General features: G+C 64.1%; 20 protein-coding genes. 9 read left to right on the top strand and 11 right to left on the bottom strand.

The features are described from left to right. Positions 1–51: 51 nt before the first annotated feature. Complete coding sequence (locus FPZ08_RS09530; RefSeq protein ID WP_146289755.1) at positions 52–474, bottom strand: MarR family winged helix-turn-helix transcriptional regulator; 423 nt, start codon at positions 472–474, stop codon at positions 52–54. Between the two features lie 144 nt (positions 475–618). Between FPZ08_RS09530 and FPZ08_RS09525 the strand changes: the two genes are divergently transcribed. The 3 genes from FPZ08_RS09525 (at position 619) to hemH (ending at position 4407) form a co-directional block, all read left to right on the top strand. Further along, positions 619–1518: a LysR family transcriptional regulator gene (locus FPZ08_RS09525; protein WP_146289754.1), complete on the top strand. Its 900-nt coding sequence runs from the start codon at positions 619–621 to the stop codon at positions 1516–1518. 177 nt (positions 1519–1695) lie between these two features. Beyond that, positions 1696–3300, top strand: coding sequence for a HoxN/HupN/NixA family nickel/cobalt transporter (locus tag FPZ08_RS09520; protein ID WP_146289753.1), 1605 nt, complete (start codon positions 1696–1698; stop codon positions 3298–3300). Positions 3301–3381: 81 nt separating this feature from the next. Then, the gene (gene hemH, locus FPZ08_RS09515) at positions 3382–4407 is read left to right on the top strand and encodes a ferrochelatase (protein WP_146289752.1); all 1026 of its coding nucleotides are present in this window, start codon (positions 3382–3384) and stop codon (positions 4405–4407) included. 4 nt (positions 4408–4411) lie between these two features. On the opposite strand, the gene FPZ08_RS09510 is transcribed toward hemH, so the two are convergent. After that, positions 4412–5587 carry an aminotransferase class V-fold PLP-dependent enzyme gene (locus tag FPZ08_RS09510; protein WP_146289751.1) on the bottom strand — a complete coding sequence of 392 codons (1176 nt, stop codon included), beginning with the start codon at positions 5585–5587 and terminating at the stop codon, positions 4412–4414. A 64-nt stretch (positions 5588–5651) separates the two neighbouring features. Next, positions 5652–8009 (bottom strand): transketolase, encoded by a 2358-nt coding sequence (locus tag FPZ08_RS09505; RefSeq protein WP_146289750.1) that lies wholly within the window; start codon positions 8007–8009, stop codon positions 5652–5654. 115 nt (positions 8010–8124) lie between these two features. Here FPZ08_RS09505 and FPZ08_RS09500 point away from each other — a divergent pair, with 115 nt between their 5' ends. After that, entirely contained in the window at positions 8125–8601 is a 477-nt protein-coding gene (locus tag FPZ08_RS09500) for an Lrp/AsnC family transcriptional regulator (protein ID WP_146289749.1), read from the top strand. Positions 8602–8666: 65 nt separating this feature from the next. On the opposite strand, the gene FPZ08_RS09495 is transcribed toward FPZ08_RS09500, so the two are convergent. Further along, positions 8667–9026 (bottom strand): SH3 domain-containing protein, encoded by a 360-nt coding sequence (locus FPZ08_RS09495; RefSeq protein WP_146289748.1) that lies wholly within the window; start codon positions 9024–9026, stop codon positions 8667–8669. A 498-nt stretch (positions 9027–9524) separates the two neighbouring features. Between FPZ08_RS09495 and FPZ08_RS21910 the strand changes: the two genes are divergently transcribed. Then, positions 9525–9698, top strand: coding sequence for a hypothetical protein (locus FPZ08_RS21910; RefSeq protein WP_186767284.1), 174 nt, complete (start codon positions 9525–9527; stop codon positions 9696–9698). Positions 9699–10450: 752 nt separating this feature from the next. Here the strand turns inward: FPZ08_RS21910 and FPZ08_RS09485 are convergent. The 3 genes from FPZ08_RS09485 to FPZ08_RS09475 all read right to left on the bottom strand — a co-directional run bounded on the left by FPZ08_RS09485 (position 10451) and on the right by FPZ08_RS09475 (position 14743). Beyond that, complete coding sequence (locus FPZ08_RS09485; protein ID WP_146289747.1) at positions 10451–11347, bottom strand: AAA family ATPase; 897 nt, start codon at positions 11345–11347, stop codon at positions 10451–10453. Positions 11348–11462: 115 nt separating this feature from the next. Further along, positions 11463–13835: an excinuclease ABC subunit UvrB gene (gene uvrB, locus FPZ08_RS09480; RefSeq protein ID WP_146293050.1), complete on the bottom strand. Its 2373-nt coding sequence runs from the start codon at positions 13833–13835 to the stop codon at positions 11463–11465. A gap of 449 nt (positions 13836–14284) precedes the next feature. Next, positions 14285–14743, bottom strand: a complete 459-nt coding sequence (locus tag FPZ08_RS09475; RefSeq protein ID WP_146289746.1) for a DUF3597 domain-containing protein — start codon at positions 14741–14743, stop codon at positions 14285–14287. Positions 14744–14927: 184 nt separating this feature from the next. On the opposite strand from FPZ08_RS09475, the gene FPZ08_RS09470 reads away from it, so the two are divergent. Then, positions 14928–15299, top strand: a complete 372-nt coding sequence (locus tag FPZ08_RS09470; protein ID WP_146289745.1) for a DoxX family protein — start codon at positions 14928–14930, stop codon at positions 15297–15299. 1 nt (position 15300) lies between these two features. Here the strand turns inward: FPZ08_RS09470 and FPZ08_RS09465 are convergent, their stop codons facing one another. From FPZ08_RS09465 to FPZ08_RS09450, 4 genes are all read right to left on the bottom strand, one after another. Beyond that, positions 15301–15981, bottom strand: a complete 681-nt coding sequence (locus FPZ08_RS09465; protein ID WP_146289744.1) for a spermidine synthase family protein — start codon at positions 15979–15981, stop codon at positions 15301–15303. Between the two features lie 78 nt (positions 15982–16059). Further along, a complete protein-coding gene (locus FPZ08_RS09460; protein ID WP_146289743.1) occupies positions 16060–16953 on the bottom strand; it encodes an alpha/beta hydrolase in 894 nt (297 codons plus the stop codon). A gap of 4 nt (positions 16954–16957) precedes the next feature. After that, on the bottom strand, positions 16958–17596 hold the full coding sequence (locus FPZ08_RS09455; RefSeq protein ID WP_146289742.1) for a hypothetical protein: 639 nt from the start codon (positions 17594–17596) through the stop codon (positions 16958–16960). Further along, positions 17580–17927: a PadR family transcriptional regulator gene (locus tag FPZ08_RS09450; protein ID WP_146289741.1), complete on the bottom strand. Its 348-nt coding sequence runs from the start codon at positions 17925–17927 to the stop codon at positions 17580–17582. The genes FPZ08_RS09455 and FPZ08_RS09450 overlap by 17 nt, the downstream gene beginning before the upstream one ends. A 202-nt stretch (positions 17928–18129) precedes the next feature. Between FPZ08_RS09450 and FPZ08_RS09445 the strand changes: the two genes are divergently transcribed. From FPZ08_RS09445 to FPZ08_RS09435, 3 genes are all read left to right on the top strand, one after another. Beyond that, positions 18130–19092: an AraC family transcriptional regulator gene (locus FPZ08_RS09445; protein WP_146289740.1), complete on the top strand. Its 963-nt coding sequence runs from the start codon at positions 18130–18132 to the stop codon at positions 19090–19092. Between the two features lie 202 nt (positions 19093–19294). After that, complete coding sequence (locus FPZ08_RS09440) at positions 19295–20224, top strand: helix-turn-helix transcriptional regulator (protein WP_186767283.1); 930 nt, start codon at positions 19295–19297, stop codon at positions 20222–20224. Positions 20225–20375: 151 nt separating this feature from the next. Continuing rightward, on the top strand, positions 20376–22463 hold the full coding sequence (locus FPZ08_RS09435; protein WP_186767282.1) for an autotransporter domain-containing protein: 2088 nt from the start codon (positions 20376–20378) through the stop codon (positions 22461–22463). The last annotated feature ends 13 nt before the right edge of the window (positions 22464–22476 follow it).

The following is a 22476-nucleotide window of genomic DNA, read 5'->3' as shown; positions in this document are numbered from 1 at the left end:
GAAAACACCCTGGCGGATGAACCGGACCTGAATGGCCCTTTCAGGTTTCGATTAAAGACGCAGCAGGTCCACGAAGCGCTTGAGGCGCTCGGCCAGCTTCTTGCGCTGCTTGGGCTTGAGTTCGCCCATCAGGGCATCTTCGAGCTGGGCCCAGTGGTCGGCAAGGCCGTTGCGGATGCGGACGCCGCGTTCGGTCAGCGCCACGCCGGGGGCAAGTTCGGGGCCGACGGCCTGGCGGGTGACCAGCCCACGATCGAGCAGGCGCGACAGGCGGGCGGCCAGGGCGTCTTCACCGAGCCCGAGTTCGGCGGCGAGCGCGGCCTCGGTGGTGCCCGAGCGGCCGAGTTCGAACAGGATGGCGTCGTCGCCGGGCTCCAGCCCGCGCTCCATCAAAGGCAGCAGCAGCGCCTTGTGCGCGAGCTGCCCGGCCTCGATGAGCCGGTAAAGCGTGGATCGGGATGACGGTCTGGACATGAGTGGGAAAATAGTCCGAACTCCTCGGGCGCGTCGATTGGCGTCCCATCCTATCGTTAATCGTGGAACGACCAAGGGCGGTTATTGTTCACCCAGCGCAGATGAGTTATGCCTCCATTACGTCGCTAGCGTGAACGGAGTGCCATGACGCAGGATCTCGCTCGCATTCGCGCTTTCGTCCAGGTCTTTGATTCCGGCGGCTTTTCTGCCGCGGCACGCCAGCATGGACGCTCCAAGGCGCTGCTCAGCAAATATGTGACCGATCTCGAGGACTATCTCGGGGTGCGGCTGATGAACCGCACCACACGCAAGCTGAGCCTGACTGAGGCGGGGGAAGCCTATTACCGGGAAGCCAGCGCGCTGCTGCAGCAGCTGGACGATCTTGACGCGACCATTACCGACCAGACGGCTGAGCCGCGGGGGCTGTTGCGGGTGTCGGCGCCGCGCAATTTCGGCGAGTCGACGCTGGCGCCGGCGATTTACGAATATCTGGCGAAATATCCCAAGGTGACGCTCGATCTGCGGCTGGAGGATCGCTATGTCGACCTGGTCGACGAGGGGATCGACGTGGCCCTGCGCATTTCGACGCTGGCCGATTCCTCGCTGATCGCCCGCAAGATCGCCGACATGCACGTCGTGGTGGGAGCGGCGCCCGATCTGCTCAAGCAGCATGGCACGCCCAAGCACCCCGAAGACCTGCGGCACCTGCCCTGCATTATCGACGTGAACCTGCAGGGGCAGTCGAACTGGCGCTTTATCGAGGATGGCAAGACCATTTCGGTGCCGGTCAACGGGCCGTTGCGCGTCAACTCGCCCCTGGCGGCGCGCCAGGCGGCGGTGATGGGTCTCGGATTCGTCATATTGCCGTCCTATCTGGCGGAGCCGGCCGTGGTAAAAGGCGAACTCGTGCCGGTGCTGGCCGATTTCCTGCCGACCGGCCAGACACTGCAGGCGGTCTATCCGCATCGGCGGCATCTGGCAGGCAAGGTGCGGGCGCTGATCGACCATCTGGTCGCGTGGTTCCAGAGCCATCCTGTCAGCTAGGTGTGTCGATATTCGCGTGATGACGGGCTGCAAAGAGCGACTTTCTGCGCTTCCGGTGCTCACGTACCGATGTACGCTCCGCTCCGGTTCTCGAAAGCCACCCTTTTCGCCGCGTCCTGACGCGAATCTCGACACACCCTGGGGCACGAATTGAAACCTGGTTCCATTGGATATCGTTTGGCCGGGGCAGTGTTTGTCCTGCTCGGCCTCGTCGCGCCGGCCATGGCGCATCCGCATATTTTGATCGATGCCAAGGTCACCGTGGTGTTCGACGCCAGCGGGGCCGTAGCCGGGCTGCGCCATGCCTGGACGTTCGACTCGGCGTTTTCGGCGTGGATGGTGCAGGGGTTGGACGCCAATGGCGACCGCGAGACCAGCCCGGACGAATTGCAGGAACTGGCCGACGAGAACATGGTCGGGCTGGCCGATTATGGCTTCTACACCTATGCCGGCGAGGGCGATGCGCTGATGGCGTTCACGCCCGCCGGCGACCAGCGCATGGTCTATCAGGACGGGCGGGTGACGCTGACCTATTCGGCCGAGGCGGTGACGCCGATGCCGGTCAGCGGCCGGTTCGAACTGGCGGTTTATGATCCGGAATATTATGTCGCGATCGGCTTTGCCGATGCTTCCGACGTGACGCTGGAGAATGCGCCGGCCAGTTGCAGCGCCGTGCTGGAGCCGCCCAAGCCGATGGATCCCGCCGTGGAAGAGCGGCTTTATGCACTGGGACCGGAAGTGCTGGAACTGCCGCCGGACCTGGCGGCGGCAATGCGCGGCACGCAGGGCATGATCGTGGTCACCTGTGGCGATGCGCCGGTGGCGGCTCCGGCGAGCGCGCTGGAGGCGGTCAACCAGGTGGCGGAGGCGAGGCCCACCATGCCGTTTGGCGGACCGCCGCCCGAGCCGGGCCTGAACCTGCCGCGCACCGGATTTTTCGGCTGGCTGCAGGACCAGCAGCGGAATTTTTACAGCGCGATGACGGCTTCGCTGGATGCGCTGCGGACGGACTGGACGGCCTTCTGGGTGCTGGGCGGCCTGAGCTTTCTCTATGGCATATTCCACGCGGCTGGGCCGGGGCACGGCAAGGTGGTGATCTCGTCCTATGTGCTGGCCAACGAGACGCAGTTGCGGCGCGGGGTGCTGCTCAGCGTGCTGTCGGCTATGCTGCAATCGCTGGTGGCTGTGGTGTTCGTGCTGGTCGCGGCGGGGATACTGGGCATGACCAGCATCGCCATGGGCGACGCGGCCAACTGGATCGGTATCGCGTCCTATGCGCTGGTGGCGCTGCTGGGCCTGTGGCTGGTGGCGCGCAAGGTGTTCGGCTGGGGCGAGCATCATCACGGGGACATGGCGCACAAGGCGCATGAGCACCTGCATGGGCATGACCATGACCATGAGCATCACGATCACCACGACCATGACCATGATGGGCATGTGCATGTGGTGACGCCACAGGCGGCGGGCGGCAGCCTGCGCGAGCAATTGGGCGTGGTGCTAGCGGTGGGGCTGCGGCCGTGTTCGGGGGCGCTGGTCGTGCTGGTCTTTGCGCTATCGCAGGGGCTGCTGCCGGCGGGGATTGCGGCAGTGTTCCTGATGGGCGCGGGGACGGCGATCACCGTGGCGGTGCTGGCGACGATCGCGGTGACGGCCAAGGGATTGGCGCGCCGGGTCGGTGGCGTGGACAATCCGGTGACCGCGGCCGTGGTGTGGTGGCTCGAGCTGCTGGGCGCGGTGGCGGTGCTGGCCTTTGGTGTGCTGCTGCTGATTGCGAGCCTCTAGCGCGACCCATCGCCGCCTTGCAGATGGTGGGGAAGCCGTTATGGTGCGCGCCAGCCTAGAACCCTTCCAAACTGGCGCTTCATGTCTCAGTCTCTCCCGTCCGATCAGTCGCAAATCAACCCGTCCAGGATCGGCGTTCTGCTGCTCAATCTGGGTACGCCTGATGGCACCGACTATTGGAGCGTGCGCCGCTATCTGGGGGAATTCCTCAGCGATCCGCGCGTCATCGAGACGCCGAAATGGCTGTGGTGGCCCATTCTCAACCTGGGCATCCTGACCTTCCGGCCGCAGAAGAGCGGCCATGCCTATGCGCAGATCTGGGACAAGGAAAAGGACGAGAGCCCGCTGCGGGTGATTACCCGCGACCAGGCCGAGGCGCTGGCACAGCGACTGGCCGGGCATGGGGAAATCATGGTCGATTTCGCCATGCGCTACGGCAATCCCTCGACCCGGAGCGTGCTGGAGAAGATGCAGGCCGCTGGCTGCCAGAAAATCCTGCTGGTGCCGCTCTATCCGCAATATTCGGCGACGACGACCGCGACCGCCAATGACAAGGCGTTCGACGCCTTGCGCGACATGCGCTGGCAGCCGGCGGTGCGCACGGCGCCGGCCTATTTCGACGACCCGAACTATGTCGCCGCCCTGGGCAATTCGATCCGCGACGGCGTGGCGGCGCTGGATTTCGAGCCGGACCTGGTCATCACCAGCTATCACGGCCTGCCGCAGAGCTATGTCGAGCGCGGCGACCCCTATGAGCGGCACTGTCGCGAAACGACGCGGCTGGCGCGGGGCTATCTGGGCTGGCCGGAAGAGCGGATGATGGTGACGTTCCAGTCCCGTTTCGGGCCGACCAAATGGCTGGAGCCGGCGACTGCGGAGACGCTGGAAGCGCTGCCGGGCAAGGGCGTCAAGAAAGTCGCGATCCTCGCGCCGGCTTTCTCGGTGGATTGCATCGAGACGCTGGAAGAAATCGCCATGCAGGGCCGTGACAGCTTCATGGGCGCAGGCGGCGAGAAGTTTGCCTATATCCCTTGCCTCAATGCCAGTGCCGGCGGCATGGACATGATCGAGGCCATGGTGCGGCGGGAGCTGGCCGGCTGGATCTGAGCCGTCAGCCCAGGGCCAGCAGGTCGGTCAGGGCATCGATCAGCAGGTCCATCTGGGGGCGGGAATTGTAGCCCTGCACCGACAGGCGGGCGATGCATCTGTCCTGCCAGCGGAAGACCGGAATTTCGATGCGGTACTTGTCGTAGAGCGCCAGCTTGAGCGCGGCGACATCGCAATCGGGAATCGGCATGGCGACCATTTGCGGGGCGCAGAATTCGGGCGCGCTCAGCGGGGCGAGGCCGGTGCGTTCCGCGAGGCGCCGGGCCGTATCCTGCGCCAGAGCCTGGCAATGGGCGGCGACGGATTCCCAATCATTGTCGCGGCGATAGTCGAGCGCGGCGGACACGGTCAGCCACGGCGCCGGATCGCGGGTGCCCTGCATTTCCAGCTCGTCGATGAAGGGCGAATTGCCGAAAGCGCCGAGGACGCCAGGCCGGCCGGAGGCTTCGGTCCAGCCATGCGAGATGACCAGTGGGCGGATGAGCCCCTGCATGTCGGGGCGGGCATAGAGGAAGGCCGAGCCCTTGGGGGCCATCAGCCATTTATGGCAATTGCCGGCATAGAAATCGGCGCCGAGCCGGTCGAGGTCGAGCCTGATATGGCCGGGCGTGTGGGCGCCATCGATGACGCTCCAGATGCCGCGCCTGCGGGCTTCGGCAATGGCCCGCTCGATGGGGAAGAGCAGGGCGGTGGGCGAGGTGATGTGGCTGAGGAACAGCACGCGGGTGCGCTCGGTCATGCCGGCAAGGATGGCGTCGGTGAACTGGGTTTCGGTCTGCAACGGCAGAGGCACCTTGACCACGACGATTTCAGCGCCGGTGCGGCGGCAGACATAGGCCCAGGTTTTCTCCAGTGCTGAATATTCGTGATCGGTGGTGAGGATCTGGTCGCCCGGCTTCAGGTCGAGCGACTGGGCGACTATGTTGAGGCCGAGCGTGGCATTAGTCAGGCCGACGATATTGTCCTCGATAGTGCCCAATTCGGCGGCGAGCGCGATGCGGGGCTGGCGCATCGCTTCGGTGAGATTGCGGCCGAGAAATTCCACCGGCTGGCGCTCGAGTTCGAGCTGCCAGTTCTGGTAGGCGACAAAGACCGGGCGCGGACAGGCGCCGAACGAGCCGTGGTTGAGGAAGGTGATGTCCTCGCGGATCAGGAATTGCCGGGCAAGGTTTTCGGACACGTCAGCGGCCTTTCAGGGGGGCGGGGACCATGAGGGCTACTGATAGGGCTATTGGCCCTTGCCGTCATGCCCTGCCGATGAGGCTGCGGGCGGCATTTTCGATGGCCGCGGCGTCGATGCCGAAATGGGCGTAGAGATCGTTGACCGTGCCGGTCTGGCCGAAATGTTCGACGCCCAGCGTGATGGTGCGGTGGCCGAGCACGCTGCCGAGCCAGCCGAGCGTGGCCGGATGGGCGTCGATCGCCGTGACGAGACCGGCGCGATACGGGATGTCGGCCAGCAGGGTTTCGATATGGCTGGTTGCGGCGTGGTCGCCGTGGAGGCGCGCGCGCTGCGCGGCATGCCAGCCGGCATTGAGGCGGTCGGCCGAGGTGACGGCCAGCACGGCGACATTGCGCCGGTCGCCGCCGATGGCGCCGGCCGCGGCGATGGCTTCGCTGGCGAGGACGCCCTGATAGGCGATGACGACGTCGCATTCCGGCGTTGGCGGCTTGAGCCAATAGGCGCCGCGGATGATGCCGTCTGACAGGGCCTTGTCCACCTTGCGGGGCGGCTGCTCGATGCTGCGGGTGGAGAGGCGGAGATAGACCGAGCCGCCGGTGACGTCGCGTGGCCAATCGGCCAGGTCCGGACGGGCATCGCCGGAGCGTTGCATATAGTCGAAGGCCCAATCCATGACGACCGAGAGTTCGTCGGCAAAGGCCGGCTCGAAGCTGGCAAGGCCATCCTGCGCCATGCCGATCAGTGGCGAGGCGATGGACTGATGCGCGCCGCCCTCGCCGGCCAGCGACACGCCCGAGGGCGTGGCGACGAGCAGGAAACGGGCATCCTGGTAGCAGGCATAGTTCAGCGCATCGGCGCCACGCGAAATGAAGGGATCGTAGAGCGTGCCGATGGGCAGCAGGCGTTCGCCGAACAGGGAATGGCTGAGGCCGGCGGCGCCGAGGGCGAGAAACAGGTTCATCTCGGCAATGCCCAGTTCGAGGTGCTGGCCTTCGGGGGTGAAGCGCCATTTCTGGGCGCTGGGAATGGCTTCCTTCTGGAAGACGTCGACCATTTCGCGGTTCGCGTAGAGATTGCGCCGGTTCACCCAGGTGCCGAGATTGGTCGAGGCGGTGACGTCGGGTGAGGTGGTGACGATGCGGCGGGCGAGGTCGCTGTCGGTCTTGGCGATGGCGTCGAGAATCTTGCCGAAGGCGGTCTGGGTCGAGGTGGGGCCGGTGCCGACAAACTGGGGACCGATAGTGGCGACGGCCGGTGAAGTGTGGCGGCGGCTTTCGTTGGTGTTGAACGGCACAGTGGCGAGGAAGCGCTCGATGGCGGCGGGATCGGCCAGGCCTTCGAGCTTGTCCCATTCGTGGCCTTCGCGGACCTGCATCGCCCGGCGCAACTGCTCGATCTGGGCACCCGTCATCTGGCCGGCGTGATTGTCCTTGTGACCAGCCAAGGGCGTGGCCCAGCCCTTGACGGTATAAGCGATGAAGACGGTGGGCTTGTCGCTGCCGGCGGCTTCGAACTGTTCGAGCAGGCTTTGCGTGCAATGGCCGCCGAGATTGGCCATCAGCTCCGCCAGTTCGGCATCGCTGCGGCGGGCGAGGAGAGCCGAGACATCTCCCTGGTCGCCGATTTCGTCGCTCAGCCGCTCGCGCCAGGCCGCGCCGCCGCGGAACATCAGGGCGGAATAGATGGCGTTGGGCGCGGCGTCGATCCAGGCCTTGAGTTTTTCGCCGCCCGGCTCGGCAAAGACTGATCGTTGCAGGGCACCGTATTTGAGGGTGACCACGGTCCAGTCGAAGGCGCGGAAAATGGCTTCGATACGGTCATAGAGCCCTTCGCGGACGACGCCGTCGAGGCTCTGGCGGTTGTAGTCGATGACCCACCAGGTGTTGCGCAGGCCGTGTTTCCAGCCTTCGAGCAGGCATTCGTAGACATTGCCCTCGTCGAGTTCGGCATCGCCGACCAGGGCGACCATGCGGCCTTCGGGGCGCGATGTGTCGGCCCAGGGCTTGGCCCGCACATAGTCCTGGATCAGCGAAGCAAAGGCGGTGAAGGCGACGCCGAGGCCGACCGAGCCGGTGGAAATATCGACGTCGTCGCTATCCTTGGTGCGGCTGGGATAGGATTGGGCGCCGCCGAAGGCGCGGAATTGCTGGATTTTTTCCAGGCTCTGCTTGCCGAACAGATATTGGATAGCATGAAAGACCGGGGCGGCATGGGGCTTGACTGCGACACGATCCTCCGGCTTCAGCACGCCGAAATAGAGCGCGGCCATGATCGCCGCCATGGAGGCGGAACTGGCCTGATGCCCGCCGACTTTGACGCCGTCGACATTGGGGCGGATGTGATTGGCGTGGTGGATCATCCAGTTGGACAGCCACAGGGCTTTCCTGGTCAGCGCTTCGATGCTGGCGATCCGATCCATGCTTTCCTCCAGGCCATAGTGCCCTGATTTTGCGCCTTGTGGTGCGGCGGTTCTTGTCTATTTTGACCCCGGCAGCGCAGGTTTGCGCAGGAATTGACCAATCTGGAGCATAAAAATGGCGGAAGCCGCCGCTATTGCCCTGACCGCCCTCGACCGGAAAATCCTGCGGGCGCTGCAGGAGGACGGGCGCATGACCGTGCAGGCGATTGCCGAACGCGTCGGGCTTTCGGCCTCGCCCTGCCTGCGGCGGATACGGCAGATGGAGCGGGCGGGGATCATTGCGGGCTATAGCGCGGTGGTGGAGCAGAAGGCCGTCGGGCTGCCGGTTTCCGTGTTTATTTCCATACGGTTAGAGCGGCAGCGCAGCCATGAACTGGATGCGTTCGGGGCAGCGATCAGCCGCTGGCCGGAGGTGATGGAATGCTATTTGATGACCGGACAGTTCGATTTCCTGCTGCGGGTGGTCTGCGCCGATCTGGGGGCCTATGAGCAGTTCCTGCGCGAGCGACTGACGCAGGTGGAGGGCGTGGCCAGCATCGAAAGCAGCTTCTCGCTGGGGCAGGTAAAGTATTCCCGGGTGCTGCCTTTGTGAGTTCGCATCAGGGGCGAATTGGTTAGCACATTGTTAGCATCGAGCGCGCTTATGCGTGAATCCGGCTACCAGCCTGGACCGGCAAAATCGGGCGGGGTGACATTGACCAGGCCGCGGCCGACAATATAGCTGCGATCCACCCAGCCCTGGCCCGGAATGCGGCACCATTGCGTGGCCCCATCGCCGCGCAGGCTGTAGCCGGCATCGCCGATCCAACTGCCATAGGGCGAGTCGGAATCGTTCTGCGTGCATTGGTCGATGGGAATTTCCATGCCGTCGACGAGGCGGCCGACAATGGCATAGCGGAAGCCCGGCCCGTCATGCACGGCGATATTGCCGCCCGAGACCCGCGCGGTGACCGTAAGCGCCTGCGCCGGTATTGCGGCGGCGAGGGCGATGAGGATGGCGAGGGCGATGGGGCGCATGGTGGGTCTCGTGCGGGATTGCCCCCCTGTAGCACGGCTCTGTGGCGCGGCTAAGGCAAGCAGGCCGGGAGGAACCCGGCCGGGCGGCGACCGGGACGGCGTGAATGGCGGGGATGGGGAGGAGTATGGGCGGGCTGAGGGGAGGGGGAAGTTTTTTGTTTTTGCCAGTTGCCGCCCCAACCACCATGTCATCCCGGCCTTGAGCCGGGATCCATCCTGCGGTGGTAGGGCAGGCGCGGTGGAGGGGTGAACCACCTTGCGGCGGTGGCGCGATCTCGGGATGGGCCCCGGCTCAAGGCCGGGGTGACATCGGGGGTGGGGTGGCGCCATTTTGCAATTAGGACCTATTTGCAATACGATGGAGGGTGGGCGGTGGAGAGGGAGGACGGAAGGAAGGATGACGGAAGGGGGGATGGGAGAGTGGGGCAGCGAGGGACGGCTGAGGCTGGCTGACTGGACAGAGAGGTGGCTCCGCGCGATGGTTCGGGCGGAGGGGGCATGCGCAAACTGTTCTGGGTGGTTGCCGGCATCATGGTGCTGGCGGCTTTGGGCAATATTATCGGGGGCACGGATACACCGGTGACGGCGAGGGTCGATCCGGGAGGCGGGCAGGCTGTGGTGCGGGCGGATATTCCGGCGGCGCCACGGTTTGATGCGACATTGTTCGTGTAGCCCAGCGGCCTCAACCTGCGCGAAGCACCGAACACCGGCGGGCGCGTGCTGACGAGTTTGCCGCGGCCGGTGAACGGCAGAGCGGCTGGGTGCTGGTTTCGGCACAGGGCAGGTGGGCTGGGTCAGCGAGCGGTATCTTGCCGGGGCGCCGGTGGAGCCTGATATTTCGGTGCCGGCGCAGAACCAGCCGGGCTATGGGATCGTGCAGCGGCAGACGGCGGCGTCCTGCCCGTCGCGGCGCTATTGCTCGCAGATCGGGTCATGCCAGGAAGCGCGATGGTATTTGGCCAATTGTAGTTGAGGCGCGTTGCTGGACAGCGATGGCGACGGCGTGCCGTGTGAGGCGATTTGTCGGTAGGCTTCTTGTCGTGGTGCAAGACCGTTCGTGCTGCGGAGCGACTGGAAGACAAGAAGGCCACGAGGGCGGGTCCAAATGGCACGGCACATTGGATCGATAGGCGCTTATCCCACGCTAGAAAACTTGAGGATGTCGCGATTAGCTAGAGCATCATAATGTGCATTTGTGGCAGGTTCTAAGTGAATCTCCCACGTTCTCCTGAAGAAAGACAAACACAGATTTCTCACCCAGTCCCTATCATAACGGGCGGTTGCAATTATTTTAACCGACCTAATCAGAGTCACATAAACTATCTCGAATAGTAAGTGTGCCGGCGTTCTTCTGGGACATGCAAAAAGTATTAACGTTGGAGATTTTAGAGTAGACTTTTTATTGCAGACTAAAATCTCTTGTTTTATGGCTGCACGCCTAAATCGAACAGGAAGATTTGATCGATTTTGATCAATGACGGTTGCCCGGGTATAACGGAACCTTTTGTTTGCTCAGCGCCTTGAAAGAAGCTCTCAATAGCTCCTTCTATGTCAGAGATGGGGTATTCCATTTCGTTCAACATGCGAAGTAGTTCTGATTGCTCTGTTCGCATATTTAGTCTTTGCAGCGCCCGCACATCAAAGAGACCTTGGCGGATATAAGAGACAAACACGCTTCGCTGGAATTTCTTGTTAGCTTCAGAAACTCTGGTGTCCAGTACCGCCAAGAAGGAGGTGATCTGAGATAGAAGTTCTTTTATTTTTCTGTTGATTGGTTCGTCCGCAAAATCAGCGGCGTAATACTCGCTTGCTCGTCGGGCCACTCCACGTGACCGCAATAATGGGAGCCAACTGAATTGTAGGTTTCGTCGAAGAGTACGGCGAAGCTCCGAAAGCGGGCGTATGTTCTCGCTGATGGAATTTTGTCGAGAAAGCAGTTCGGCCAAAATGTTGCGCTCGGTTACTCTGAACCTGCCAGATTCAGAATCGTCCTCGTCAACATAGTAGCGCGTTATAGGAGCCTTGCTGTGTGGCCGGAAACGAATATCGAGTACGTTCGAACGAGACGTATCTTTTTCGATCGTTAAAACGGGGACGCGCTTACTTTCGGTATTTCTGAACTTCACAGTAAGAGACTGGAACTGGCCTTGGGCAAGTTCTGATGCGTCGAGATTTAGTGACGCATACAACAACCTTACAAATGAAGTTTTTCCAGAGCCATTTCGTCCAATGATAAAATTCACGTCGTCCCACATGGGGACCGATATTTGACGGTAGCCTTGGAATCCTTTGACTTGAACTTCTTTGACTATAAGTGACATGCGAGTTCCACGGCTAACAGAGCCAACTGCAGCATAAGTCGTTGATCAAAACATTCAAGAGGAGTATCAATCATAGCCGTCAAGAGACGGCAGGTGCGGCGCTCTCCACCAGGTTCTAAGACACCTCCCCCTCCAGCGTATCCAGTTCCATCTCCCGCAGCCGCTTCACTTCGTCCCTCAGCCTTGCGGCCTTCTCAAACTCCAGATTCGTCGCCGCTTCGCGCATCTGGGCTTCCATGTCTTTGATGACGGCGGCGAGGTTGGCGCCGACGGCGACCGCCTCCTTGCCGTCTTTGCCTTTGCCGATGGAGATCGTGACGTGGTCCTGTTCGTAGACGCTGTCCACGATGTCGTGGATGTTGGAGCGGACGGATTGGGGGGTGATGCCGTTGGCTTCATTGTAGGCCAGTTGCTTTTCGCGGCGGCGGTTGGTTTCGGCTAGGGCGCGGGTCATGGAGCCGGTTTCGCGGTCGGCGTAGAGGACGACTTTGCCGTCGACGTTTCTGGCGGCGCGGCCGATGGTCTGGATGAGGGAGGTTTCGCTGCGGAGGAAGCCTTCCTTGTCGGCGTCGAGGATGGCGACGAGGCCGCATTCGGGGATGTCGAGGCCTTCGCGGAGGAGGTTGATGCCGACGAGGACGTCGAAGGCGCCCAAGCGCAGGTCGCGGATGATTTCGATGCGCTCGATGGTGTCGACATCGGAGTGCATGTAGCGGACGCGAATGCCCTGTTCGTGCAGGTATTCGGTGAGGTCCTCGGCCATTTTCTTGGTGAGGACGGTCAGCAGGGTGCGGTAGCCCTTGGCATTGGTCTGGCGGATTTCGTCGACGACATCATCGACCTGGGCCTTGGCCGGGCGAATTTCGACCGGGGGATCGATGAGGCCGGTGGGGCGGATGACCTGTTCGGCGAAGACGCCGCCGGTCTGGTCCATTTCCCATGAGCCTGGCGTGGCCGAGACATAGACCGATTGCGGGCGCATGGCGTTCCACTCCTCGAAGCGGAGGGGGCGGTTGTCCATGCAGGAGGGCAGGCGGAAGCCGTATTCGGCGAGGGTGGCCTTGCGGCGCAGGTCGCCGCGATACATGGCGCCGAGCTGGCCGATGGTGACGTGGCTTTCGTCGACGAAAACCAGGGCATTGTCGGGCAGGTATTCGAACAGGGTCGGCGGCGGCTCGCCGGGTTTGCGGCCGGAGAAGTAGCGGGAATAATTCTCGATGCCGGCGCAGGAGCCGGTGGCTTCCATCATTTCGAGGTCGAAGAGGGAGCGCTGTTCGAGGCGCTGGGCTTCGAGGAAGCGGCCGGCGCCGTTGAGCTCCTGCAGGCGGGCTGCGAGTTCGGCACGGATGGCCTTGATGGCCTGGTTCATCGTGGTGCGCGGCGTCACGTGGTGGGAATTGGCGAAGACGCGGATGAAGGTGAGATCGGCGCTTTTTTTGCCCGTAAGAGGGTCAAACTCTACGATCGACTCTATTTCGTTGCCGAAGAGGGTGACGCGCCAGGCGGCGGCTTCGTAGTGGGCGGGGAAGATTTCGACGGTGTCGCCGCGCACGCGGAAGGTGCCGCGGACGAAGCCGGTGTCGCCGCGCTTGTATTGCAGCGCGACCAGCTTGGCGAGCAGCTCGCGTTGGTCGATCTTCTGGCCCTTCTGCACGTCGATGGTCATGGCCGTGTAGTCTTCCACTGAGCCGATGCCGTAGATGCAGGAGACGGAGGCGACGATGATGACGTCGTCGCGCTCGAGGATCGCGCGCGTGGCCGAGTGGCGCATGCGGTCGATCTGCTCGTTGATGGTGGATTCCTTCTCGATATAGGTGTCGGTGCGCGGGACGTAGGCCTCGGGCTGGTAATAGTCGTAGTAGGAGACGAAATATTCCACCGCATTGTCGGGGAAGAAGGATTTGAACTCGCCATAGAGCTGGGCGGCGAGGGTCTTGTTGGGGGCGAGGATGAGGGCCGGGCGGTTGGTCTGGGCGATGACCTGGGCGGCGGTGAAGGTCTTGCCGGAGCCGGTGACGCCGAGCAGGACCTGATCGGATTCGCCATTGTTGATGCCCTCGACCAGCTCGGCGATAGCGGTGGGCTGGTCGCCGGCCGGTTTGTAGTCGGTCTGCATGCGGAAGGGGCGGGAGGGTGCGCGCTTTTCGAGCAGATTGGCGGCCTTGTGCGGCACCCAGGGGGAGGAGCCCTCCACTTCCTTGCGGCCGTGCAGGATGATCTGTTCAAGGGCCTTGACCGTGGCGGTGACGCCGACGGTGCTGGCATCTTCGATGGTGCGGCTGGAGCCGGATTTGGACCTGGCGCTGCTGAGGGCGTCGCGCAGCTTGCCGAGGGTTTCGGGATCCTTGGCGGCGGCGCGGGAGATGTCGCGGGCGGAGAGGGCCTTGTCGGAGGGTTTGTGGCCGAAGCCGGCCTGTTCGGCCTCGCCGAATCCGAAGTCGATGCGATCGACGGAGTTGATCTTGGTCTTGCTTGTCCTGGCCGACATGCCGGTGACGGTGTCGTGGCTGGACTTGGTGGTGCGGCGTTTTTCGAGAGCGGTCTTTTTCTTTTCAGCCTGCGCCAGAGCCTTGCGCGCGTCTTCCTCGGCCTGGGCGGCTTCGGCGGCGAGCTTCTGGTCGGCGCGGTCGAGCGCGCGCTTGTTGCGCATGCGCTCGGCATAAAGCGGCTTGTTGGCGGCCAGATCCTCGGCCTTCTCGATCTCGCCGAGGAAATCGTCGATGGAAAAGTCGGCTTTGCCCGGGCGGGCGGATTTGTCGGCCATGAGGATACCAAAGCTCTAGGGGAGCGACTCAGATGGGGAACGAGGCGCGCGGATGCAATGTTCCGCAGAGCATAGAGGGTATCGAACGGAGAGGGAACGGGGGCTGCTGACAGGGAGAGTCAGGAACAGGCCCGGACAGAGAAAAATGCCCGCCTGGTGGCGGGCATCTGCGTTCAGGCGATGAGGCTTTCGGGGACCTTGCCGCCATTGGCGGCGAGTTTGGCGAGAACCTGCTTGTGCAGCCAGATATTCATGGCGGCGGAGTCGGATTTGTCGCCGGTATAGCCGAGCTCGTCGGCGAGCTGCTTGCGGGCGGTGAGGGAGGAGTCGAGATCGAGGGCCTTCATGAGGTCGACGATGGAGGTCTTCCAGTTGAGCTTCTGGCCCGATTTGGCGACGGCGGCGTCGAGCACAGCACCGACATCGACCTTGGCGGCGGCGGCATTGGCCGCTATGGCGTCGGCAATGGCCTTGTTGGCGGCGGCCATGCCGGCATCGAGCGCGGCCTGCTGGGCGGCCTTGATATCGGGGGAGGCGGCCGGCGTGGGCGCCTTGGCGGATGTGGCGGGCGAAGCGCCGGCGGGCGCATCCGCGCCGAAAATCCTGGATTTGATGCTGTCGAACAAGCTCATGGAGCGACCCTCGTCAATTGTTAAGTCCTTTTCAGGGCGCAAATTCGCGGCGATATCAAGGCCGGAATAGCCGGGCCGGGATATACTTGCCGACATAAAAGTGCAGGGCGCGTCGAAAGCCGGGGGCGTGCTTCGTCGTCAGGGCATGGGGTGCCGAAGGGGCGCCTGTTTCGGGAGATGAGAAATGAAGATTGCAGGTTGGGTATTGAGCGGGCTGATCGGGCTGTTTCTGGTGGTTGCGTCAGCCGCGCCGAAATTCATGGGGATCGAGGCGGCGACCTATGCCATGGAAGTGGTGGGCTGGCCGGTGAAATACCTGCTGCTGATCGGCTGTATCGAGGTGGGATGCGTGATCCTGTTCCTCATTCCGCGGACGGCATTGCTGGGCGCCGTGTTGACCACGGGGCTGCTGGGCGGCGCGCTGGCGGCCAATCTGCGGGTGGATAATCCGCTGTTCAGCCACACGCTGTTTTCTATTTATCTCGGCGTGGCGGTGTGGGTGGCGCTGTGGCTGCGCGAGGAAAAGCTGCGCGGCGTGTTTCCGCTGGTGAAGTAGCTCAGGCAAGGCGACCGGGGCGGGTGGCGAACCAGATCGTGTGGCGCGCACCCCGGCCGCTTCTGGTGGCGCGGACGCCGATTTCCTCGACGTCCATGCCCGATTGCCTCAGGCGCTTGGTGAATTTCGCATCGGGCGCGGAGGACCAGACGGCCAGGTGACCGCCCGATGTCAGGGCGGCTTTGGCGGTGGCGAGACCGGCAGCGCTGTAGAGCCGGTCATTGGCCGGCCGCGACAGGCCGTCGGGACCGTTATCGACATCGAGCAGGATGGCGTCGAACGGCGTGCCTGAGGTGATGGCGGTGGCGACATCGCCCTGGTGGAGCTTTACCCTGTCATCATCGAGGCTGGTGCCATGGATGGCATTGAGCGGACCGCGCGCCCAGGCGACGACTTCGGGTACCAGTTCGGCCACGACGATTTCGCTGCCGGCGGGGAAGCTCTGCAGGGCGGCGCGCAGGGTGAAGCCCATGCCGAGGCCGCCGATCAGGATGCGCGGTTTGGCCCTGGCGGCGAGGCGGGCGGCGGAGAGGGTTGCCAACTGCTCTTCGGAACCGCTGAGGCGACTGTTCATCAGTTCGGTCGTGCCGGACATGATGGAGAATTCGGTGCCGCGCTGCATCAGCTTGAGCACGCCGCCGCCGGGCATGGTGGCTTCATCGAGCTTGATCCAGGGCAGCATGGGCGGAGTCCTGTGGTGGCGGCAGAGGCCGCTGCCGTAGCAGGAAGGCGTTGCCGGCGGCAAGGGAAGGGCGGCGGATCAGCAGGCCGGTAGTGGCTGTTCGGCCCAGGCGGCGGCGAGGCGGGCGACGTCTGCCATGCGGGACTGGCCCTTGGGATCGGCCATGCCATGATCGAGCGCGGGAAATTCCCAATAGGTGAGGTTGCAGCGGCCCTGCTCGGCAAAGCGGTTTGCCAGGATGCGGACGGAGCGGACCGGGGCGGTGTCGCGCCCGCCATAGATCAACAGGAAGGGCGTGTCGGTTGCTTCGAGATAGTCGGAGGAACGGTGGTCGAGACTATCGGCCCAGAAGCGGAAGGTGTGGCCGGAGAGCATGGCACTACTGTCCGGGTTGGCGCGGGCTTCGGCAAAGCCGGCGCTGACGGTGGTCTGGCCCTCGGGCGGCACCGTGGACAGGACCATTTCGCCAAAGGTGCCGCCGACGGAGCCGGAGAGCAGGATGGCGGCGGCGGGGTGGATGCGGGCGGCCAGCCGTTCCATGGCCAGTCCGCCTTCCGAGCCGCCAAACAACACGATCGGCAGGGGTGGTTCACTGGCCGGCTGGAGATGGGCCAGCACACGCTCGTAGTCGAGAATGCGGCTGGAGAGGGTGTAGGTGTCGAGAAATTCCACCGGGCAATCGTCGTAGCCGTTTTCTATGGGATCGCCGGGGGCAATGCCGGATTTTTCGACGATCAGGGCGGTGTAGGCGGGGAAGGCGGCGCGGATGGTTGCCAAGTTGGCGCTGCCACTTGCCGGTCTGCACCCGGAGCCTTGTGCCAGCACGAGCAGGCCGGTGCTTTCGCGCTGCGGCGCATCCAGCAGGTAATGAATGATCGTGCCATCGGGGCGGGGGAGTTGGTGGGTTTGCGGGGCAGCAGAGACCGTGCCGGCTGACAGCGCCAGCAGGAGAAAGGGGAGCAGCGATTTCATGAGGTCATTCCGGGCGGGGTTGCAGGGACAGCGGCAGCAGCGAGAGCAGGGTCAGCACCAGTAGTGGCAGCAGAGCCGGCTGGCCGAGCGACAGGCCAATCTGGCCATGGACGTCGGGCGCGGGGAGCGTGACGCCGAGCTGGAGCGCCGCGGCGAAGGCCGCGCCGCAAACGGCGCCGACTATCGGCCAGCGGCGCGATGCCCTTCGGCGGTGGGCGGCGAGCAGCGTCAGCCAGGCGATGAGAACCGGCGCGGCGAGAAGCAGAAGGGCGAGACCACTGCCCAGATCGGCAATGATCGGGCGCAGGCTGGTGCCGGCCACCAGAAGCAGGACGAGCGTGAAGGCCACGACGAGACCGGCCTGGCAGGCGAGGGGCAGCACAATATAAAACAGGGCGGGCCAGCGGGCGGCGCGGCTGCGAAAGCGCGGATCTGCCAGCATGGGCAGGAGCAGGGCATCGGCGCTGCCCAGTCGGCGGTCAGCCTCATTACGGGCGGCCTGTGCCCGAAACCCCTGTTGGCGCAGGTGATCGTAGAGGTCGTCGCGATGTTCGGAGAGTTCGCGCAGATAGCGGCGGACATGGGCGGGCGAGGTGCCGGCGCGCAGCAGGGTTTCGCGCAGATTTTCAAGCTGGTCGGGCATGGGCGGGTGCCTCCAGAATGGCGCCAATGGCGGTGTTGAGATTGCGCCATTGGGCAGCCAGCGCCTCCAGCCGGCCAAGGCCGTCGGCGCTGACGGCGTAATAGACGCGGCTGCGGCCATTGATGGTCTGGCGGCGGGCGGTGAGCGCACCATCGCGTTCGAGCGCATGCAGGAGCGGATAGATGACGCCTTCGGCAAAGCCGATGGCCTCGCCGCTGGCGTCGCGGATCGCCTGCACGATTTCGTAGCCATACATTTCCCGGTCGCGCAGCAGGCGCAGGACGAGGAGTTCGGGAACGCCGTTGAGAAACGGCGAGGAGGGCGCGGGCATGACGTATACCTAGTTTTGATAGGTAAGGATTTATGCCTATGGGCGATAGGTATGTCAAGCCGGGCGATCACGCAGGATTGGCCGCCGCGCATAAGCAAAGGCCGTCACGCATCAGAAATTCCGGTTTCAGGGCGCGCTTAGGACTGCAAGTGGTCGCAAGTTTTCTGTATTGTCGCCACTCCCATGGGGGTGAGGGCTCGTTATGCAGAACTGGTTGTTTTCCAGCGGAAACCATGCGTGGGCGCATGATTTCGACGCGCTTGAGCGCGCGGATTTCCAGCGGGGACCGGTGCCGGCCTATCTGGAGGAGACGCCGGTCTTTCCCGGCATCTGGCTCTATCGGGGCGAGGCGGCGGGACGCAGCCGGTTCAACATGGAGGTGGAGGCCGGCGCAGGCACGCGGGGGCGGATCATCATGGGCAGCATGCTGGGCGGGAATGGCGTGATGGCGCTGGAAGGCTGCGACGAGCAGACCTGGCGCGAGGACGGAAGGACCTACCTGCTGTCGCCCACCGAGCGGCGCATGCGCTACGACATTGCCGCCGAAGACGGCTGGCGCACCATTGCACTGCGGCTGGAAACGGAAGCGCTGGACCTGCTGGGCAGCGATGGCAACCTGCCCGATGTGGTGCGCGACGTATTGGAAGGGCGGGTGGACGACCTGGCCGACGTGGCCACGATTTCGGGGCCGTTGCGGGCCGTCAGCCACATGCTGCTGCGTATGCCCTATGAGGGATCGATGCGGGTGCTGTACCGGCAGGCCAAGGTGCTCGAATTGCTGGCGCATCTGTTCGACCGGTTCGAGGTGGAGGATGATCGCGGCCCACTGGCCTCCAGGGAGATGGCGTGGGTGCGCCGGGCGCGCGAGCGCCTGCTGGAGGACCTCCGCGAGCCGCCGGACCTGGAGACACTGGCGCTGGATGTGGGGCTGACGCCCAAAAGGCTCAATCGCGGTTTTCGCAGCCTCTATGGCACGACGGTGTTCAACTATCTGCGCGATGCCCGGCTCGACGCCGCGCGGGCGGCGCTGGAGGGCGGCACGCCGCTCTCGCTCAAGCAACTGGCATGGGAACTGGGTTATGGGCAGGTGACCAATTTCGCCACCGCCTTCCGCCGTCGGTTCGGCGTGGCGCCGGGGGCCTACCGGGCGCAGGCCGCCGAATAAAGGCGCGTTATGCGCAACGGCGATCGTTATGCGCAAGGGGTGGCCGGGTTGTTCCTCCGGGGCAAAGCAGCGAAGGGGGAGGGCTCCAATTGACGAGCGTGGAGCCCCGCAAATCCGCAGGAATTCAGTAAACTGGAATGCCAGCAGGCCGTATCCGGCCGGCAGCAGGAGAGAATGGTCCTTTGCCAGCGCACGAAAAGGCGTGGTCCGTGGTTTCGACGGGGCCGGGCGTATCACGGTCGCCGATGCCGCCCTCAGCATCTTCATGGAACATGCCATCGTACAGGACGGCATTTCCCTGTTTGCCGGCGGAGGAAGCTCGCCGAGCGGATACAGCCTTTCCCCGACCGGTGAAATGCCATCGCGTAACCTGGTGATCGGCTGCCTGCTGGGCGGGGCCGGCAGTATCGTGGCAGAGGGCAATGAAACGCAGGACTGGCGGCTGCCGGGGCAGATGTATGCGGTGAGCCTGTCGGAGCGGCAATTGCGCTACGATATCAGCGGGCAGGCCGATTATCGCTCGGTGGCGGTGATGCTGACGCCGGACGCGCTCGAACTCATGGCCAGCGAAGATGGTGTGCCGGAACTGGTGGCGCGCGTGCTGGAGGGGCGGTCCGAGCCGATCTCGCTGATGCGGGCCATGTCGGCCGGTGCGCTGCGCGCGGCGCAGGACCTGATGGCGCCGATCTACCAGGGCCGGATGGGCATGCTCTATCAGCGGGCCAAGACGCTGGAACTGATCGCGCACCAGATGGATGTGCTGGCGGAGGAACCGGCGATGCCGGGGGGCCTCAGCCCGCGCGAGCTCATCCGCGTGCGCGAGGCGCGGGAGCGGCTGCTGGCCGACCTGGCCACGCCGCCGGACCTCATGGCGCTGGCGCGGTCGGTGGGGCTGGCGCCCAAGCGGCTCAATCTGGGGTTCCGGCAACTGTTCGGCATGACGGTGTTCAGCTACCTGCTGGAGGCGAGGCTGGTCGCGGCGCGGCAGATGCTGGAAGAGGGGCTCGATATTCCGCTCAAGCAACTGGCCTGGATGATGGGCTATCGCCAGCCGTCGAATTTCATCACCGCGTTCCGGCGGCGGTTCGGGGTGTCGCCGGGGATCTACCGGCGCGACCTGGAGGATAGCTGAGCGGCGGTTTTGCGCGAGGGCAATGGTTATGCGTGCCGGTTCGCTGCGTTGAGAGGATGAACAGAGTCACCTAGTTGGCAGGACCGGCACCCGTGAAAGGGGCCGGTCTTTTGTATTGTGGGAGAACGAGATGGGTCCGGGAAATTTGCGATTGCGGTCGTCGGTGCTCGCGGCGGGACTGCTGGCGACGACGGCGCTGGCCGGCCTGGCGCCGGCATATGGGGCGCGGATCGACAATCTCTGGGACGACCATGGTCCGGCCCGCGATGGTATTGCGGTGAGCAATGACGGGACCATCTACGTGGCGGGCGCAAAATATTACACGCCAAGCGGCGTGGTCGAGGTCCCCGGGCCTGTGCGGGAAGTGGTTATTTCCGGCCTTTCCGGGGATGGCAGCGTGGTGGTTGGGAGCACGGTTTTCGAGCATGGGCTTTCGCGCGCATTCCGCTGGACGAATGGGGGCGTTCCGCAGGATTTGGGCAGCCTGATCGACAGCGAAACGCGCAGCTATTCCGGTGCAACTGGGGTTTCGGGCGACGGGAGCCGGGTCGTGGGCTGGTCAAACCGGGATGAGCTATCAAATCGCGGCGCCTTTATCTGGGTCAGCGGGGCGACGGGCGGGGTGTCGCATAACGAACAGATGTTTCAACTGGTGGCGGCGGACACGGCTGAAACCAATGCGAGAGCGATCTCGGACAATGGCAATTTTGTTGTCGGAACCTACCAGAGGGTGCTGGACGGCTTTGTGTACCAACGCGCCATGCGCTGGGACGTCACGGACATCGAAACGAGTGGGCCCCAGGATGGTGTGCCGCTCGGAAACCTGGGCGGTACGACATCCTGGGCCAGCGCGGTTTCGGGTGATGGCACGCAGGTGGTCGGGACGTCGACGATCGCGGATGGGCGCGCGCGCGCTTTCCTCTGGACCGAGGGCGGTACAGGCGGCGTGGAGGGCAACTTGCAGATGCGCGACCTGGGCACGCTGGGGGGCAATGAGAGCCGGGCAGAAGGGATTTCTTCCAACGGACACTATGTCGTTGGTTCCTCGGAACCCGCCGCGGGCAGCAGAAGCATAGCCTTCCGCTGGTCGGAAGAGGACGGGATGGTCAGCGTTGCCGGCCTGCTTGCCGATGAAGGGGTGGATATCGGCTCGTGGATATTGAAGGTCGCCAGGGACGTTTCCGACGATGGCCAGGTCATTGTCGGGACAATGAATGTCGGCGACGACGAGAGGGCCTATCTGGTGCGCCTCAACGCTGACGGCCCTGGGCCTGGGCCAGGACCGGGCCCTGGGGGCGGTGGCGGCATCATGGATGTCAAGGAATATCACCAGACGCTGTTCGCGTCGGCGGGCATTGCCAATGCCGGGGAGTATCTGAGCTGGTTGCCGATGAACGGGGCGCATCATCGACCCTTGATGATGACGCCGAACCTGAGCGGGGACATGTGCGCCTGGGCGACGGGTGACCTGGCCCATCATGGCGGGACGTCGACCGGCATGGGGCTGGCCGAGGCGGGGGCCTGTGTCGATCTGGCGGGCGGTTCGGTGCGGCTGGGGACGGCGGTGGGTATCAGCCGTTCGTGGCAGGACCTGGCGCTGGGCGGATCGGCGCGCATGGCGGGGCAATATGTGCTGGGCGAGGCCGACTGGCAGCCCGACGGCACGCCGCTGCTGTTCTCGGTGACCGGCATGCTGGGCGGCTGGCAGGCCAATATCGAGCGGGCCTATTCCAATGGCGCGGCGACGGCGGTGTCGAGCGGGCAGACCAATGCCTTTGGTGGCGTGGTGCGGGTGCGGGCGGACTGGCTGGAAGCGGCGCAGATCGGCAATACCAGCTTCAATCCCTATGCTTCCATCGGGTTCGGCCATGTGCATGTGGATGGCTATGCCGAAACCGGCGGGCCGTTTCCGGCGCGGTTCGATGCGCAGAATCTGTCGAGCGCCGATATCCGTATCGGCCTGACGGCGGTGACGGAATTCTCTGCCCAGACCAAGCTGAGCACCACATTCGAAGTGGCGCATCGCAGCGGCACGGCCGCGGCGGCGAAGGGGAGCGTGGACGGGTTGTTCGCCTTCAATATCGGGGGCGGCAGCTATGGGCAGACCTGGCTGCGGGCCGGGCTCGAGCTCGACCATAAGGTGACCGAGAACCTGGCGCTGTCCACCTCGCTGCATATGGCCACCAATGGCCGCGACCCCAGTGTTGCGGGCTCGGTGGGGATCAAGGCGGCGTTCTAGGCGGTTCCACGAC

The sequence above is a fragment of the Devosia ginsengisoli genome (genome assembly GCF_007859655.1).
GTDB classification, from domain to species: Bacteria; Pseudomonadota; Alphaproteobacteria; order Rhizobiales; family Devosiaceae; genus Devosia; species Devosia ginsengisoli.
Note: the sequence above shows the minus strand (reverse complement) of the source record. Positions and strands in the feature narration are given on the sequence as shown.